The 16,589-nt window shown below is 71.7% G+C and carries 18 protein-coding genes and 1 tRNA gene; 17 read left to right on the forward strand and 2 right to left on the reverse strand.

Annotation, left to right across the window (positions count from 1 at the left end):
• Positions 1-2: 2 nt before the first annotated feature.
• From IE95_RS0110400 to IE95_RS0110470, 13 genes are all read left to right on the forward strand, one after another.
• Positions 3-617, forward strand: a complete 615-nt coding sequence (locus IE95_RS0110400; protein ID WP_030151565.1) for a TetR/AcrR family transcriptional regulator C-terminal domain-containing protein — start codon at positions 3-5, stop codon at positions 615-617.
• A 107-nt stretch (positions 618-724) separates the two neighbouring features.
• Positions 725-931, forward strand: a complete 207-nt coding sequence (locus IE95_RS0110405; protein ID WP_030151566.1) for a dodecin family protein — start codon at positions 725-727, stop codon at positions 929-931.
• Positions 932-1,150: 219 nt separating this feature from the next.
• Positions 1,151-1,459, forward strand: coding sequence for a 50S ribosomal protein L21 (gene rplU, locus IE95_RS0110410; protein WP_191789147.1), 309 nt, complete (start codon positions 1,151-1,153; stop codon positions 1,457-1,459).
• Positions 1,460-1,534: 75 nt separating this feature from the next.
• Positions 1,535-1,792 (forward strand): 50S ribosomal protein L27, encoded by a 258-nt coding sequence (gene rpmA, locus IE95_RS0110415; protein WP_030151568.1) that lies wholly within the window; start codon positions 1,535-1,537, stop codon positions 1,790-1,792.
• A gap of 90 nt (positions 1,793-1,882) precedes the next feature.
• The gene (gene obgE / locus IE95_RS0110420) at positions 1,883-3,406 is read left to right on the forward strand and encodes a GTPase ObgE (protein WP_030151569.1); all 1,524 of its coding nucleotides are present in this window, start codon (positions 1,883-1,885) and stop codon (positions 3,404-3,406) included.
• A 248-nt stretch (positions 3,407-3,654) separates the two neighbouring features.
• Positions 3,655-4,797, forward strand: coding sequence for a glutamate 5-kinase (gene proB, locus IE95_RS0110425; protein ID WP_036571801.1), 1,143 nt, complete (start codon positions 3,655-3,657; stop codon positions 4,795-4,797).
• A gap of 126 nt (positions 4,798-4,923) precedes the next feature.
• Positions 4,924-6,297 carry a glutamate-5-semialdehyde dehydrogenase gene (locus tag IE95_RS0110430; protein ID WP_084690100.1) on the forward strand — a complete coding sequence of 458 codons (1,374 nt, stop codon included), beginning with the start codon at positions 4,924-4,926 and terminating at the stop codon, positions 6,295-6,297.
• A gap of 112 nt (positions 6,298-6,409) precedes the next feature.
• Positions 6,410-6,565, forward strand: coding sequence for a hypothetical protein (locus tag IE95_RS20665; protein WP_164984101.1), 156 nt, complete (start codon positions 6,410-6,412; stop codon positions 6,563-6,565).
• Between the two features lie 26 nt (positions 6,566-6,591).
• The gene (gene nadD, locus IE95_RS0110445; protein WP_030151572.1) at positions 6,592-7,197 is read left to right on the forward strand and encodes a nicotinate-nucleotide adenylyltransferase; all 606 of its coding nucleotides are present in this window, start codon (positions 6,592-6,594) and stop codon (positions 7,195-7,197) included.
• Positions 7,194-8,225: a hypothetical protein gene (locus IE95_RS0110455; RefSeq protein ID WP_129429475.1), complete on the forward strand. Its 1,032-nt coding sequence runs from the start codon at positions 7,194-7,196 to the stop codon at positions 8,223-8,225. The genes nadD and IE95_RS0110455 overlap by 4 nt, the downstream gene beginning before the upstream one ends.
• A gap of 29 nt (positions 8,226-8,254) precedes the next feature.
• Complete coding sequence (gene rsfS, locus IE95_RS0110460; protein ID WP_030151574.1) at positions 8,255-8,692, forward strand: ribosome silencing factor; 438 nt, start codon at positions 8,255-8,257, stop codon at positions 8,690-8,692.
• Complete coding sequence (locus IE95_RS0110465) at positions 8,689-9,369, forward strand: histidine phosphatase family protein (RefSeq protein ID WP_030151575.1); 681 nt, start codon at positions 8,689-8,691, stop codon at positions 9,367-9,369. The genes rsfS and IE95_RS0110465 overlap by 4 nt, the downstream gene beginning before the upstream one ends.
• A gap of 58 nt (positions 9,370-9,427) precedes the next feature.
• Positions 9,428-9,500 (forward strand) — tRNA-Ala (locus IE95_RS0110470).
• Positions 9,501-9,678: 178 nt separating this feature from the next.
• On the opposite strand, the gene IE95_RS0110475 is transcribed toward IE95_RS0110470, so the two are convergent.
• Positions 9,679-9,915: a hypothetical protein gene (locus IE95_RS0110475; protein WP_030151576.1), complete on the reverse strand. Its 237-nt coding sequence runs from the start codon at positions 9,913-9,915 to the stop codon at positions 9,679-9,681.
• 196 nt (positions 9,916-10,111) lie between these two features.
• Here IE95_RS0110475 and IE95_RS0110480 point away from each other — a divergent pair, with 196 nt between their 5' ends.
• The 3 genes from IE95_RS0110480 to IE95_RS0110490 all read left to right on the forward strand — a co-directional run bounded on the left by IE95_RS0110480 (position 10,112) and on the right by IE95_RS0110490 (position 13,873).
• A complete protein-coding gene (locus IE95_RS0110480; protein WP_030151577.1) occupies positions 10,112-11,671 on the forward strand; it encodes a Re/Si-specific NAD(P)(+) transhydrogenase subunit alpha in 1,560 nt (519 codons plus the stop codon).
• 3 nt (positions 11,672-11,674) lie between these two features.
• Positions 11,675-13,057 carry a Re/Si-specific NAD(P)(+) transhydrogenase subunit beta gene (pntB, locus tag IE95_RS0110485; RefSeq protein ID WP_030151578.1) on the forward strand — a complete coding sequence of 461 codons (1,383 nt, stop codon included), beginning with the start codon at positions 11,675-11,677 and terminating at the stop codon, positions 13,055-13,057.
• Positions 13,058-13,225: 168 nt separating this feature from the next.
• On the forward strand, positions 13,226-13,873 hold the full coding sequence (locus tag IE95_RS0110490) for a GyrI-like domain-containing protein (protein ID WP_051702988.1): 648 nt from the start codon (positions 13,226-13,228) through the stop codon (positions 13,871-13,873).
• A gap of 103 nt (positions 13,874-13,976) precedes the next feature.
• On the opposite strand, the gene IE95_RS0110495 is transcribed toward IE95_RS0110490, so the two are convergent.
• Positions 13,977-15,074 (reverse strand): fatty acid desaturase family protein, encoded by a 1,098-nt coding sequence (locus IE95_RS0110495; RefSeq protein ID WP_030151580.1) that lies wholly within the window; start codon positions 15,072-15,074, stop codon positions 13,977-13,979.
• A 259-nt stretch (positions 15,075-15,333) separates the two neighbouring features.
• Here IE95_RS0110495 and IE95_RS0110500 point away from each other — a divergent pair, with 259 nt between their 5' ends.
• Positions 15,334-16,527: an acyl-CoA thioesterase/BAAT N-terminal domain-containing protein gene (locus IE95_RS0110500; RefSeq protein ID WP_030151581.1), complete on the forward strand. Its 1,194-nt coding sequence runs from the start codon at positions 15,334-15,336 to the stop codon at positions 16,525-16,527.
• The last annotated feature ends 62 nt before the right edge of the window (positions 16,528-16,589 follow it).

A 16,589-nucleotide genomic window follows, 5' to 3' on the forward strand; every position in this document is an offset into this window, starting at 1 on the left:
CGATGGCCGAGCGGCTGGACCGGGAGCGCGTCGTGCGCGCGGCGCTCACGCTGCTCGACGAGGTCGGGCTCGACGGGCTGACCCTGCGCAGGCTCGCCCAGGACCTCGGCGTCAAGGCGCCCGCGCTCTACTGGCACGTCGCGAGCAAGACCGACCTGCTCCACGAGATGGCCGTCACGATGCTGCGCGACCTCGTCGACGGGGACGAGTGGAGCGAGGCGACGGTTGCCGGGATGCCCTGGCCCGACTGCGTGCGCGACTCTGCGTCGAGCCTGCGCCGGATGCTGCTCGCGCACCGCGACGGTGCCCGGGTCTTCGGCGGCACCCTCGTCACGGACGAGGCCCTGCGCGATGCGGTCGAGTGCCCCATGGGCGTCCTCACGTCGGCAGGGTTCACGCCCGACGACGCCGCGCACGCCTGGGGGACCGTGCTCAGCTTCGTCCTGGGTTCCGTCGTCGAGGAGCAGGCGGTCGGCAGGTCCGTCGCTGCCGGTGGAGCTGGGGGTACGGACCGTCCTGAAGGTACGGGCGGTGCCCCTGGTGCGGACGGCTTCGACGAGCGGTTCGCGTTCGGCGCCGACGTGATCGTCGCGGGACTGGCGGCGCGGCTGCGCTGAGGGCGAGCGGCTCGGCGACCGCGAACTGGCGTACTGACGCCTCGCGGGGGATCGTGGAGGGGAGCGCGGACGCGACGAGGCGTCCGCCCCGGACGGCGGAGGACGTCATGAGCGGCTCGGTAGCTCGCATCACCCAGATCAGTGCACGGTCCGACGTGAGCTTCGACGACGCGGTGAAGACCGGGATCGAGCGGGCGAGCGAGACGCTGCGCAACCTCACGGGCGCGTGGGTCAAGGAGCAGAAGGTCGAGGTCAGGGACGGGCGGATCGTCGCCTGGCAGGTGGCGCTCGAGGTCACGTTCGTCCTCGACTGACGGAGGTCCGGGCGGGCGCGTCGGCTTGACCCGTGGAGGGGCGGGCGGCTATTTGACCCTGCCTCCGGGATTCCCGTACCCTTGAACGTCGGTGCGCTCGGTGCGCACTGGTCCCGTGTGCCCATGGTCCGGTCGCACTCGCACGCCACGGTGTGTTGAGTCCTGCCAAGACGACCAGACATGGCGAGCACGCCAAGACTAGAAGAGATGAGCAACAACGTGGTGTACGCGATCGTCAAGGCCGGTGGCCGCCAGGAGAAGGTGTCCGTCGGCGATATCGTCGTCGTCGACCGTCTGTCGGCTGGTGCCGGGCAGTCCGTCGAGCTTCCTGCGATCCTGCTGGTGGACGGGGAGAAGGTGACCCACGACGCTGCGGCGCTCGCGAAGGTCAAGGTCACTGCTGAGGTCGTCCGGGACGAGAAGGGCCCGAAGATCACGATCCTCAAGTACAAGAACAAGACCGGCTACCGCAAGCGCCAGGGTCACCGTCAGCAGCTGACCCGCCTCAAGGTCACCGGCATCAAGTGACTTCCCTCGGTGGCTCGTGAGAGTTGCCGCAGGTGATCCCACCCCCTCTTCTTCCAGCACGAAAGCAGGTTCGACATGGCACACAAGAAGGGCGCGAGCTCCTCGCGCAACGGTCGTGACTCCAACGCCCAGCGCCTCGGCGTGAAGCGCTTCGGTGGCCAGGTCGTCAGCGCCGGCGAGATCATCGTCCGCCAGCGCGGCACCCACTTCCACCCGGGCAACAACGTCGGCCGCGGTGGCGACGACACGCTGTTCGCCCTGACCGCCGGTGCGGTTCAGTTCGGTACGCGCCGCGGGCGCAAGGTCGTCGACATCGTCTCGGCCGAGGCCTGATCCACGACGCAGCACGCTTGACAGGAGGGGCGCACCGACGCGGTGCGCCCCTCCTGGTGTTCTTCCCCCCTGCTTGAGAGGACCATTTCCATGGCCACGTTCGTCGACCGCGTCGTCCTGCACGCCTCCGGCGGTGACGGCGGCAACGGTTGCGCCTCCATCCGCCGGGAGAAGTTCAAGCCGCTCGCCGGCCCTGACGGTGGCAACGGGGGGGACGGTGGGACCGTGCGGATCGTCGTCGACTCCCAGACCACGACGCTCCTCGAGTTCCACCACTCGCCGCACCGCCACGCGACCTCGGGCACCCAGGGCATGGGCGACCACCGCGCGGGCGCCAACGGCGGGGACCTGATCCTGCGCGTGCCCGACGGCACCGTGATCAAGGACACCGACGGCAACGTCCTGGCCGACCTCGTCGGCGAGGGGGCCGAGTACGTCGCCGCAGCCGGTGGCCGTGGTGGCCTCGGCAACGCCGCGCTCGCCTCCCAGCGCCGCAAGGCGCCCGGGTTCGCGCTGCTCGGCGAGCCCGGCGAGGAGGCCGACTTCGTCCTCGAGGTCAAGTCGATCGCCGACGTCGCGCTCGTCGGGTTCCCGAGCGCCGGCAAGTCCTCGCTCGTCGCCGCGATCTCCGCGGCCCGGCCCAAGATCGCCGACTACCCGTTCACGACCCTCGTCCCCAACCTGGGCGTGGTCCAGGCGGGCGACTCGCGTTACACGGTCGCCGACGTCCCCGGCCTCATCCCGGGCGCGAGCCAGGGCAAGGGGCTCGGCCTGGAGTTCCTGCGTCACATCGAGCGCACCGCGGTGATCGTGCACGTGCTCGACTGCGCGACGCTCGAGCCCGATCGTGACCCGATCTCCGACCTCGAGGCACTCGAGGCAGAGCTCGACGCCTACGCGGGCGACCTCGACATCGAAGGGGCCCGGCTCCCGCTCAACGAGCGCCCGCGCCTCGTGGTGCTCAACAAGATCGACGTCCCCGAGGCCCGCGAGCTCGCCGAGCTCGTGCGCCCCGACCTCGAGGCCCGCGGCCTGCGGGTCTTCGAGATCTCGACCGCGAGCCACGAGGGCCTGCGCCCCCTGACGTTCGCGCTCGCCGAGCTCGTCGACCAGGCCCGCCGCGAGGCCCCAGCCCCCGCCCCAGCCCGCACGATCCTGCGCCCCAAGGCCGTCGACGACGCAGGCTTCACCGTGACCCGCAAGGGCGGCGTCGAGACCGGCTTCTACTTCGAGGTCCGCGGCTCCAAGCCCGAGCGCTGGGTCCGCCAGACCGACTTCTCGAACGACGAGGCCGTGGGTTACCTCGCGGACCGCCTCGCACGCCTGGGGGTCGAGGAGAAGCTCTTCAAGGCCGGCGCCGTCGCAGGCGACGAGGTGCGCATCGGCTCCGACAAGAACGCGGTCGTGTTCGACTGGGAGCCCACGCTCATCACGGGCGCCGAGCACCTCGGTGGTCCCCGCGGCTCCGACCTGCGGCTCGAGGACACCTCGCGCCCCACGCGTACCGACAAGCGCCGCGAGTACACCGAGCGCATGGACGCCAAGGCCGAGGCCCGCGCCGAGCTCTGGACCGAGCGCGAGTCCGGGCACTGGACGGACCCCGACCAGGACTGACCCCCGCACGGGTCGACGGGCTCGTCGACGGTGCACGTCCGCCCGCAGGGCGGGTACGGCCCTCGGGTCGTGCCCGCCCTGCGGCGTCCCCCGGATGGTGCCGACCCAGCGGGCGGGCGGGACGAGCGCCCGCAGGGGAGCGGCGCCGTCGGGCAGGCGGGGGAGCGGGTGACCACGCCGTCCCACCGTGAGGTGTCACACGCTGACACGGCGCCCCGCCCGGGCGCCCGGCGCGGGATGATGGGCCCGTGAATGCGCTCTCCGCACGCTCCCAGGTCGCCACGGCCCACCGGGTCGTCGTCAAGATCGGCTCGTCCTCCCTCACCGGACCGGACGGGCACCTCAGCGTCCCGGCCCTCCAGGCGCTCGTCGACGTGATCGCTGCCCGCCACGCGGCGGGCGGGCAGGTCGTGCTCGTGACGTCGGGGGCGATCGCCGCGGGGATCGGACCGCTCGGCCTGAGCGCGCGACCTCGCGACCTCGCGACGGCCCAGGCCGCGGCCTCCGTGGGCCAGGGGCTCCTGGTCGCCCGGTACGCGCAGGCGTTCGCGGGGTACGGCATCCGCGTGGGCCAGGTGCTCCTCACGGCCGAGGACACCATCCGCCGCGGCCACTACCGCAACGCGCAGCGCTCGCTCGAACGGCTCCTGGACCTGGGGATCGTGCCGGTCGTCAACGAGAACGACGCGGTCGCGACGGACGAGATCCGCTTCGGCGACAACGACCGCCTCGCCGCCCTGGTCTCGCACCTGGTCCGCGCCGACGCGATGGTCCTGCTGACCGACGTCGACGGCCTGTACGACGGCCCGCCCTCGCGCCCCGGCACCCAGCGCATCCGGGAGGTCCGGTCCGCGCTCGACCTCGAAGGCATCGAGGTCACGGGCCGCGGCAGCTCGATCGGGACGGGCGGCATGCTCACCAAGCTCGAGTCGGTGCGCATCGCGACGGGCTCGGGCATCCCGGTCGTCCTGACCAAGGCCGCGCACGCCGAGGGCGCCCTCGCGGGACGCGAGGTCGGCACGTGGTTCGCGGTGACCGGCAAGCGCACGACGCGCCGGCGCCTGTGGCTCGCGCACGCCGCCCGCACGCGCGGGCGCCTCGAGCTCGACGAAGGAGCGGTCACCGCGGTCCTGGGCGGACGCGCGTCGCTGCTGCCCGCGGGCGTGGTCGGCGTCACGGGCGACTTCGACGCGGGCGACCCCGTCGAGCTCGTCGCGCCCGACGGGCGCGTGATCGCGCGCGGACTCGTCGCGTTCGACTCGAGCGACATCCCGGGCCTGCTCGGACGGTCGACGCACGAGCTGCGCGACAGGCTGGGCGAGGGGTACGACCGCGAGATCGTGCACCGCGACGACCTCGTGCTCGTGGGGCGCAGGCGCAAGGCGTCCTGAGCGGTTCCGGGCACTCGCACGCCCGCCCAGGGCCAGCCCGACGGCGGAGCGTGCGCGGCGTCGTCGGGCCGCCTCGGTCCGCGGACGCCGCAGACACGCACGACCCGCGCGACGTAGGCTCGTCGCATGACCGCGCTCAGCCCCACCTCCGCCCTCGACCCGACCGCGACGACCGCGACGAGCGGCCCGCAGACGCCGCCCGCCGTGGCCACGGGCCCGTCGACCGCGCCGGACGTCTCGGTCACGCAGGACGTCGAGGCGACCGCCCGTCGCGCCAAGACAGCCTCGCGCAGGCTCGCGACCGCGACGCGCGCCACCAAGGACGCCGCGCTGCATGCGCTCGCCGACGCCCTGGTCGCGGCCACCGCCGAGATCGTCACGGCCAACGCGCAGGACCTCGAGCGAGGACGGGAGAACGGCACGTCCGCCGGGCTCCTCGACCGTCTCGCGCTCACGCCCGAACGGATCGTCGCGATCGCCGACGCGCTGCGGGAGCTCGCGGCGCTGCCCGACCCGGTCGGGGAGGTCGTGCGCGGCTCGACGCTGCCCAACGGCCTGCGCCTGCGCCAGGTGCGCGTACCCATGGGCGTCGTCGGCATGATCTACGAGGCGCGCCCCAACGTGACCGTCGACGCCGCGGGCCTCGCGCTCAAGAGCGGCAACGCAGTGATCCTGCGCGGAGGCTCGGCCGCCGCGCGCTCGAACGAGATCATCGTCGACGTCCTGGGCCGTGCGCTCGCCGCCCAGGGGCTGCCCGCAGACCTCGTCCAGTCGATCGACCGGCACGGGCGCCCCGGCGCCGTCGCGCTCATGCACGCGCGCGGCCTCGTCGACGTGCTCGTCCCGCGCGGGGGAGCGGACCTCATCCAGACCGTCGTCCGCGAGTCCACCGTGCCCGTGATCGAGACCGGCGTGGGCAACTGCCACGTGTACGTCGACGCGTCGGCCGACCAGACCAGCGCGCTGGAGATCCTGCTCAACTCCAAGACGCAGCGCGTCGGGGTCTGCAACGCTGCCGAGACGCTGCTCGTCCACGCCGACGCCGCGCCGCAGTTCCTGCCCGCAGCGCTCGCCGCGCTCGACGAGGCAGGCGTCGTGCTGCACGGCGACCCCCGGACGGCCGAGCTCGCGCCCGACGGCATCGAGATCCTCGCCGCGACCGACGACGACTGGGCCCGCGAGTACCTCGCGCCCGAGATCGCGGTGCGCGTCGTCCCGGACCTGGACGCGGCGATCGAGCACATCCGCACCTGGACCTCGGGGCACACCGAGGCGATCGTGACACGCGACCTGGCCTCCTCGGAGCGCTTCGTCGCCGAGCTCGACTCCGCCGCGATCATGGTCAACGCCTCGACCCGGTTCACCGACGGGGCGCAGTTCGGGCTCGGCGCCGAGATCGGCATCTCGACCCAGAAGCTCCACGCGCGCGGCCCCATGGGGCTCGCGGAGCTCACGACGACCAAGTGGGTCGTGCACGGCGACGGCCACGTGCGGCCCTGATCACATGCTGCTCATCGCCCGGCACGACCGTGAGAGACTGGACGACGATCAGCGCCCGGCGCCGATCACCCGCCGACCACGCACCACGCTCAAGAACCCGTAGGAGGACATCGTGCTCGCTGCTGCCGCACAGGTTGCCCAGGAGAACGCCGAAGCCGTCACCCACCTGCCGATCCCGCCCGTCGGGTTCGGGGTCGTCGCCTTCGGGGTGCTCGTCGGCCTGCTCCTCGTGACCTACGCCTTCCGCAGCGTCGGTACCCGCCACTGACCCCGGCCCTGGTGGATCCTTCGGAGATGACGGCGAGCAGACGGCCCCGGCTCGGGGTGATGGGTGGCACGTTCGACCCCATCCACCACGGTCACCTCGTCGCTGCGAGCGAGGCCGTGGCACGCTTCGAGCTCGACGAGGTCGTCTTCGTCCCCACCGGCAAGCCCAGCTTCAAGCAGCACCAGAAGGTCACCGCACCGGAGCACCGGTACCTCATGACCGTCATCGCGACGGCCTCGAACCCGCGCTTCACCGTGAGCCGGGTCGACATCGACCGGCCCGGGCTCACCTACACCGTGGACACGCTGCGCGACCTGCGCGAGCAACGACCCGAGGCCGACCTCTACTTCATCTCCGGTGCAGACGCGATCGAGCAGATGCTGACCTGGAAGGATGCCGACGACCTCTGGAAGATGGCACACTTCGTGGCGGTCTCCCGTCCGGGACACCGGCTCAGCGTCGACGGCCTGCCGCCCGGGGTCGTCTCCACGTTGGAGATCCCGGCGCTCGCCATCTCGTCGACCGACTGTCGGCAGCGGGCGCAGTCCGGTCAGCCGGTCTGGTACCTGGTGCCGGACGGAGTCGTCCAGTACATCGCGAAGCACGGCCTGTACAGAGGATCAGCATCATGAGTGATCAGCACGGGAGCATGCAGCCCGTCCGCCCGTTGACGCGCCGAGAGATCCGCGAGCGTGAAGCCGCGGCGGCCGAGCAGGCGGCTGGAGGTGCGCCGTCCGCGCCGGGCGGCTACGCACCGCCGCCGACGCAGGCCCAGGCCTCGCCCCCGGCAGGCCCGCCGCCGTCGCGACGGTCGATGCGCGACGTGTCCGCGCCGACGCCCGCCGAACCGCACTCCGCGCAGGCACCGGTCGTCCGCCCACCCTCGATGACGGGGGGCATGCGCGGCGTCGACGAGACCGGTCGGCTCACGCCGATCCAGGAGACCGCCGAGCGGGTCGCGATCCGCCCCGCGCAGACGCCGCCTCCCGGGATGACACCTCCGGTCCGCCAGAGCATGCGAGCCCCGTCGACGGCTCCGTCGCCCTTCGCGACGCCGGCGCGCCCTGCCGCTCCTGAGCCGGCGCCCCAGAACACGCCGTCGCCCTTCCCCCCGGCGCAGCCGCCCTCACCCTTCCCGCCTGCGCGGGAGTCGGTGGCCTCGCGGACCCCGGCGCCCGAGACGCCGCGTGCCGCTGCGACACCGGCCCCCGCCCCTGCGGGGCTGCCGTGGGAGCAGAGCACGCCGAGCGGGCTCGCGCAGCAGTCCCCGGAGCCTGCCCGCGCCGCGCTCCCGTGGGAGACGCCGGCCCCGGCCTCTGCCCAGCCGCCGGTCCAGGCCTCCCCGTTCCCGGGGGCGCCGAGCAGCTCGGCGCAGGGACCTGACGAGGGCTCGCCGTTCCCGGTCGCCGGGAGCGCCCGCCAGAGTCCCGCGGGCCGCGGCGCGGACGACGGCGAGGACGACGCGGTGGACGAGCGGCCCCCCGGCCACGCGTACACCTGGCTGCACTACCTGATCCTCATCGCCGTGGCCTTCGTCCTCGGGCTGCTGATCTGGAAGCTCCTCCTGGGTGAAGGGCCGAGCATCGCCGAGTCCGTCGCCCCGGTCGGCGTCGAGGCACTGGCCTCGAACACCACGTACCACCACGGCCCGTCCTCCTGACGGGCCCCGAGACAAACACACGGAGAGTCGTGACTGCAACGGAACGCGCTGTCGAGCTTGCGGTGATCGCGGCTCGCGCCGCATCGGACCGCAAGGCCGAAGAGATCATCGCCCTGGACGTCAGTGAGCAGCTCGTGCTCACGGACGTCTTCCTGATCGCGTCGGGATCGAGCGAGCGGCAGGTGTCCGCCATCGTGGACGCCGTCGAGGAAGAGCTGCACAAGGTCGGGGTCAAGCCCATCCGCCGTGAGGGCAAGTCGGAGGCTCGCTGGGTCCTGCTGGACTTCGGCGACATCGTCGTGCACGTCCAGCACTCGGAGGACCGCGTCTACTACGCGCTCGAGCGCCTCTGGAAGGACTGCCCCGTCGTCGAGCTGCCCGAGGACGCACGTGGCGGAGACGGCGCCTCGTCCGAGGACGCCGTGTCCGACGGTTCGATCCACCTCGCGGAGGACGCGCAGGCGTGAGTGCTCGTACCGTCGTCTTCCTGCGCCACGGGCGCACCGAGTACAACGCGGCCATGCGCCTCCAGGGACAGGTCGACATCCCGCTCGACGCGGTAGGCCACTGGCAGGCAGAGCAGGGGGCACGGTCGCTCGCGGCCGCGCACGCCGCGACGGTCGTCGTCGCGTCCGACCTGACGCGTGCCGCGGAGACCGCGAGGTATTACGGCAAGGCGACGGGCCTGCCCGTCTCGCTCGACGAGCGTCTGCGCGAGCGCGGGTTCGGCGAGTGGGAGGGCATGACGGGCGAGGAGCTCTCCGAGCGCTGGCCCGACGAGTACGCGGCGTGGCGCCGTGGCGAGGAGCCCGCACGCGCGGGGGCCGAGTCACGGTCCGACGTCGCGGCCCGCATGGTCGAGGCTGTGACCGAGCACGCCGACGCCCTGGACGAGAAGGACACGCTCGTGGTCGTCTCGCACGGTGCGGCGATCACGCTCGCGATCACCGCGATGCTCGGCCTGGATCCGTCGGGCTGGCGGGGGATCTCCGGGCTCAACAACGTCCACTGGTCGCAGCTCCAGCGCTCGGGGGCCAACGCGCACCCGGCGTGGAGGCTCGTCGCGCACAACGTCGGAGCCGACTTCTCGCTCGACGAGTGGGCGTCCGGACCCGATTGGATTTTCCAGCCGACTTCGGCATAAACTAGCGATGCTTCCGAGGGGGAAAACCTCACGGAAGCACGGGGCCAGCAATGGTTCTGGGGCTGTGGCGCAGCTGGTAGCGCACCTGCATGGCATGCAGGGGGTCAGGGGTTCGAGTCCCCTCAGCTCCACCCGACACGAAGGCCGTCTCCCGCGAGGGAGGCGGCCTTCGTCGTTGTTCGCGGCCTGTTCTCACCCGCTAAGGGTCGAATGTGTCGCACGTCACCGGTGGGCGTTTCGCCCTCTCACGGGGGCCTTCGTCGGGTGCCGCCGAGGCTCGGCGAACGGGCTGAGCCGGCTCGACGCAGATCACCGCCGCTCGTTCCCCCGTCGGTAGTTCCCGGTCGCCCGCGCCAGGAGGTGCTGCGCCCGGTCCTCGTCAGCCGTCTCCAGAGCGGCGATCAGTCGCGCCGCCTGGGCGCCGGAGATCGTCGCCACCAGCCGCCCGCCCCGGTAGGCCAGGACGGTCCCGGACGCCGTGACCCGATGGTCGAAGGGGTCGTCGACGAGTCGCCCGCGTGCGTCGGGCGGGCCGGATGCGCTCATGACGCGACCCTAGCCAGCGGCGAGTGGCAGATGCCAGGTGATTGGCGCCGTCGGGCAGGGGCAGGCCGGCGGCGCACGCACCCGTCTCGTACGCCGGACCGTGATCCGCGTGGACGACATTCGTCCACGATGCGTGCCTTGCGGCGCTTTCTTTGCCGTGCCGATACCGTGCAGCCATCCGAGCAAGGAGGTCAGCATGCGCATCGGCGTGCCCAGAGAGACCCGTCCCGGCGAGCGGCTCGTCGCCGCGACGCCCCGTACGGTGGCCCAGCTCGTGGGCCTGGGGTACGACGTCGTGGTCGAGCACGGCGCCGGTGAGCGCGCGAGCTACCCCGACGAGGCGTACACCGAGGCGGGTGCGACCCTGGGGGACGCGGCGCTGGCGTGGGGTGCGGACGTCGTCACGGCCGTCAACAGCCCGTCGGCCGAGCAGGTCGCGGCGCTGAGCGAGGGTGCGACGCTGGTCGCCATGCTGGCGCCCGGTGCGAACGAGGCCCTCGTCCAGCAGCTCGCGGACCACGGCGTCACGGCGCTGGCCCTCGACGCCGTGCCGCGCATCTCCCGTGCCCAGTCGCTCGACGTGCTGAGCGCGATGTCGAACGTCGCGGGGTACCGCGCGGTGATCGAGTCCGCGGAGGAGTACGGCGGCATGTTCGCCGGTCAGGTCACCGCGGCGGGCAAGACGGCGCCCGCGAACGTGTTCGTGATCGGCGCGGGTGTCGCAGGTCTCGCGGCGATCGGCACGGCCGCGAGCCTCGGCGCGCAGGTGCGTGCGTTCGACGTGCGGCCCGAGGTCGGCGAGCAGATCGAGTCGATGGGCGCGGAGTTCGTCCAGGCCGAGGGCGCGCGCCAGGAGGTCAGCACCGACGGGTACGCGAGCGCGCTGACCGCCGAGCAGGAGCGCCTCACCGCGGAGATGTACGCGGCCGAGAGCGCGCGCGCCGACATCGTCGTCACCACAGCCCTGGTGCGGGGCCGCGCGCCGCGCACGATCAGCGCCGAGATGGTCGCTGCGATGCGCCCCGGCAGCGTGATCGTGGACCTCGCGGCCTCGGGCGGCGGCAACTGCGAGCTCACGGTGCCGGGGGAGCGCGTCGTCACGGAGAACGGCGTCGTGATCCTCGGGTACACGGACCTCACGAGCCGCATGCCCAAGCACACGTCGCAGCTCGTGGGCACGAACATCGTCAACCTGCTCAAGCTCCTGACTCCGGGCGGCGACGGACAGGTCGTCCTCGACCTCGACGACGAGGTGCTGCGCGGCATGACGGTCGCGCGCGCGGGCGAGGTCCTGTGGCCGCCGCCCCCTGTCGCGGTCTCGGCCGCCCCGGCCGCACCCGTGGCTTCGGTGGTCGACGAGGCGCAGGCCGCGCGCGACGCCGCGACCGCCCTCGACGAGGCCCGACGACGTGGCACCCGCCGAGCGGTCGGGTACGCCCTGGGAGCGGTCCTGGCAGCGCTCGCCATCACGTTCTCGCCGCCCGCGTTCGTGGGGCACTTCACGGTGTTCGCGCTCGCGGTGGTCGTGGGCTACTACGTGATCTCGAACGTGAGCCACTCGCTGCACACCCCGCTCATGGCCCAGACGAACGCGATCTCCGGCATCATCCTGGTCGGCGCGCTCCTGCAGATCGGCGACTCGAGCTGGGTGGTCACCACCATCGCTTTCGTCGCGGCCGCCCTGGCCTCCATCAACATCTTCGGTGGGTTCCTCGTGGCCTACCGCATGATCGGCATGTTCCGGAAGGAGGCCTGACCCGTGCTGACCTCCCTGGTCCAGGCTGCATACGTCATCGCAGCCGTCCTGTTCATCCTCAGCCTCGCGGGCCTGTCCAAGCAGGAGACCGCCCGTCGCGGCTCGCTGCTCGGCATGACCGGCATGGGGCTGGCCCTCGTGGCCACGGTCGCGCTCGCGCTGCAGGACAGCGAGCGTCCCGTCATGGTGACGCTGCTGCTCATCGCCATGGTGTTCCTGATCGGTGCGGTCGTCGGGACGTGGCGGGCGCACAGCGTCGAGATGACGCAGATGCCTGAGATGATCGCGCTCCTGCACAGCTTCGTGGGGCTCTCCGCGGTCCTCGTCGGCTTCAACTCGTACCTGACCGAGCAGGGCGACGTGGTGCACCTGGTCGAGGTCTTCCTCGGCGTGCTCATCGGCGCCGTGACGTTCACGGGCTCGATCGTGGCCTACCTGAAGCTGTCGGCCCGCATCCGGTCGAACCCGCTCATGCTGCCGGGTCGCAACTGGTGGAACCTCGGGGCGCTCGTCGCCTCGGGCGGCCTCATGGCCTGGTTCATCGCGGGCCACGGGTTGCTGCCGCTGATCCTCATGACGGTGGTCGCGCTCGCGCTGGGCTGGCACCTGGTCGCCTCGATCGGTGGCGGCGACATGCCGGTCGTCGTCTCGATGCTCAACTCGTACTCCGGGTGGGCCGCGGCCGCGGCGGGCTTCATGCTCAGCAACGACCTGCTCATCATCACGGGAGCCCTCGTCGGCTCGTCGGGTGCGATCCTGTCCTACATCATGTGCAAGGCCATGAACCGGTCGTTCGTGAGCGTGATCCTGGGCGGGTTCGGGGCCGAGGGCGGCACGGTCGTCGTCTCGGACCAGGACTACGGCGAGCACCACGAGATCCAGGCGGCCGAGGTCGCGGACCTGCTCAAGCACGCCCGCTCGGTCGTGGTGACGCCCGGCTACGGCATGGCGGTCGCCAAGGCGCAGTACCCCGTCGCGGACCTGGTCCGCCGGCTGCGCGAGCGCGGCGTCGAGGTCCGGTTCGGGGTGCACCCGGTCGCGGGTCGCCTGCCCGGGCACATGAACGTCCTGCTCGCCGAGGCCAAGGTGCCCTACGACGTCGTCCTCGAGATGGACGAGATCAACGGGGACCTGCCGGACACCGACGTCGTGCTCGTCATCGGGGCCAACGACACGGTCAACCCGGCGGCCCTCGACGATCCCGGTTCCCCGATCGCCGGCATGCCCGTGCTGGAGGTCTGGAACGCGAAGCAGGTGATCGTGTTCAAGCGGTCGATGGCCACGGGGTACGCGGGGGTCCAGAACCCGCTGTTCTTCAAGGACAACACCGCGATGCTCTTCGGAGACGCCAAGGACCAGGTGGAGAACATCATCCAGGCGCTCTGAGGCCCGGCGCGGGAGTGCGAACCTGCGCGGGGCGAGGGAGGCTGAGGAGGTGGGCGACGTCGTCAGGCAGAGCGACGTGGCTCACCTCCTCGTCGTCCCTGCCCGACGGCGCCACGCACCGGGCGCGGTCGGGTCGCCCTCGCCCCGTCGTTCGTCTCGGAGGAACCCATGGACAAGGTCGACCTGCGCAAGGAGCATCGTGAGCTCTACGCGCCGCCCCGTGAGTTCGTCCGGGTCGTCGTGCCACCGCTCGCGTACCTGCAGATCGACGGCCAGGGGGACCCGAACACGGCTCCTGCGTACGCCGAGGCCGTCGAGGCGCTGTTCTCGCTCTCCTACGCCGTGAAGTTCGCGAGCAAGAAGGACCTGGGCCAGGACTTCGTCGTCGGGCCGCTCGAAGGGCTGTGGACCGCTCAGGACCCCGCGGCGTTCGTACGCCGCGACAAGGACGCGTGGAGCTGGACGCTCATGGTCCTGCAGCCCGACTGGCTCACCGACGCGTTCGTGGCCGACGTGGCCGAGGCGACGCGCCGCAAGAAGGGGCTGCCCGCGCTCGACCGGGTGCGCTTCGCGACGTACGACGAGGGGGACGCGGTGCAGATCCTGCACGTCGGGTCCTACGACGACGAGGCGCCGACGCTCGCCCGGCTGCACGACGAGTACCTGCCCGGGCACGGGCTGACGTTCAACGGCCCGCACCACGAGATCTATCTCAGCGACGTGCGCCGGACGGCTCCCGAGAGGCTGAGGACGGTGCTGCGTCAGCCGGTGCGCGCGCTCGATCGCACCGGCGCCGACGTGTCAGAGCGAGCGTGAGCCATAGGCCTCGCTGGTTCTGACACGCGCTGAGCAGGATGGGCTTGTCAGAACGAGCGTGACCTCGGCGTCACGCTGGTTCTGACAGATCGCGAGAGGAGGCTCAGACCTTGCGGAGCTGGTTGAACATGGGGCAGTCGAACGGGTCGCGGGCCGCGAGGCCGACGCGGTTCAGGTAGCGCACGACGATCGCGTACGACGTGAGCAGGTTGGTCTCGGTGTACGGCATGCCCAGGCGAGCGCAGTGCTCGCGGACCATGAGGCGGGCCTTGGCGAGGTGGGGGCGGGGCATGCTCGGGAAGAGGTGGTGCTCGATCTGGTAGTTGAGCCCGCCCATGAGGACGTTCATGACGCGCCCGCCCGTGATGTTGCGCGAGGTCAGGACCTGCTTGGACAGGAAGTCGAGCTTGCTGGTCGCGGGGATGATCGCCATGCCCTTGTGGTTGGGCGCGAACGACGCGCCCATGTACACACCGAAGACCGCCAGCTGTACACCGAGGAAGGCAAAGGCCATTCCCAGCGGCAGGAACCAGAACACGACGCCCACGTAGAGCGTGAGGCGGGCGGCGATCGTCACGAGCTCCAGGGTCCGCGCCCGGCTCTTCGCGGACGACAGCAGCGAGCGGATCGAGATCATGTGCAGGTTGATGCCCTCGAGCGTCAGCAGCGGGAAGAACAGCCAGCCCTGGTGGCGGGTGATGAGGGCGAGGAAGCCCTTCTGCTCGGCCGCGCTCTCCTCGAGGAACGAGATGGTGTCGGTCTCGATGTCCGGGTCCTTGCCGACGCGGTTCGGGTTCGCGTGATGACGCGTGTGCTTGTTCATCCACCACGAGTAGCTGATGCCGACGACGCCGTTGGCCAGGAACCGCCCGATCCGGTCGTTCGCGGGACCCGACGTGAGGATCGTGCGGTGCGCGGCCTCGTGCGAGAGGAACGCGAACTGCGTGAGGATCAGCCCCAGCGCGCCCGCGACGAGGAGCTGGAACCACGAGTCGCCCAGGAGCACGAAGCCCGCGACGGCGCCGCCGAGAGCGAGCGTGAGGACTGCCGCGACCCAGCCGTAGTAGCCGTGCGTCCGCTCGAGCAGCCCGGCCTCACGGATGCGCTTGGACAGCTCGGTGTAGGTGCTGGTGACGCTCGTCCCGTCGACGGTGCGGGGCTTGGTGGGGCGGAATCCGGGGCGGACGGCAGTGTCGGTCATACATCCCTCACAGGGGCTGGGTTCGACTTCCCAGCCGCGGAGGTGGGCGAGATGCCCGTTGTACAGATGGTCAGAGTCTACGTGTGACTCCGCGATGTGCGTGGAGGAAGCAGGGAGGTTGGGTGCGGGTTGGTCCTGAGCGAGGCACCCTCGCGCACAGGGCCCCGGTGGGCGTGGCAGGTTGTGGCGAATTGGTGAGGTGCGGGAACATTTGCCCATGGCCTCCCGACGACGTGACCATGTCCCTTCCGTTGCCCTCGTGCTGACCGCTGCGCTGCTGGTGATCGCGGCGTGCTCGGCGCCTCCTGAACAGGATCCGGCGATCGAGGTCGCCCCGCAGGACGGGGCGTTCGACCCGCTCGCGATCACGCTGACCGGGCTCGGCGCGGGGCGCGAGGTGCGGTTGGTCGCGACGACGGAGCTCGACGGGGCGGCGATGTCGTCGCGCGCGACGTTCGTGGCCGACGAGGACGGACGGGTCGACCTCGCGACGACCGCCCCGACCGAGGGGTCGTGGACGACGCCCGACGCGATGGGGCCGTTCTGGTCCATGACGGGCAGCAGGCCCGGCATCGAAGCAGGGCACGCGGACCACTCGGTGACCCTGTCGTTGAGCGCCGGCGGCGAGCCCCTCGCCGAGACGGTCGTCGAGCGGACGGGTTACGGGGCGGACGTCGAGGTCCGCGACGTGACCGACGACGCCATGGTGGCCGCGTACGCTGTGCCGGCCGGGCTCTCGGCTGACGAAGCGTCGCCGGCCGTGCTCGTGTTCAGCGGGTCGGAGGGCGGGCTCGAGAACGCCCGAGCCGACGCCACCTGGCTCGCAGGGCTCGGGTACCCGGCGCTGGCGATCAGCTACTTCAAGAGCCCTGGGCAGCCGACCGAGCTCGCGGAGGTGCCGGTCGAGACCTTCCTCACCGGGCTCGCCTGGTTGCGTGAGCAGCCAGGGGTCGACACCGACCGGGTCTTCACGTTCGGCGTCTCGCGAGGTGGGGAGATGGCCTTGTGGTTGGCGGCCAACCACCCCGACGAGATCCATGGCGCGTTCGCACCGACCGGTGCGGGCAGCCTGTACTGCGGCTACCCGAACTGGAGGGTGTCGGCCTGGACGCGCGACGGGACGGGACTGCCGTGCGCGCCGAGCAGCGCGGTCGGCACGCCGCCCGAGACCCGGGTGCCGGTCGAGGCGATCGAGGGCCCGGTCGTGCTGGCCTGCGGGACGGCCGACCCACAGTGGGACGCATGCGGCCGCCTGCGGGACGTGAGGCCGCGCTTCGACGACCAGGAGCTGGTCACGACGGTCGAGCAGAAGGAAGCCGGGCACTTCATCGCGGTCGCACCCTACCTGCCGCTCGGCCTCGACGAGACCGGGGCGACTCCGGCCGCCACGCACCAGGCCCGCGTCGACTTCTGGGACGCGGTCGACGAGGTGCTCGCGGAGGCGAAGCAGTAGTCCTGACCCGGGCGTGAGCGTCCAGATCCGACGTCGCCCGGCACAGCACGACGCCCCGTCCT

Origin of the sequence: Oerskovia turbata (assembly GCF_000718325.1) — a bacterium.
GTDB lineage: Bacteria > Actinomycetota > Actinomycetes > Actinomycetales > Cellulomonadaceae > Oerskovia > Oerskovia turbata.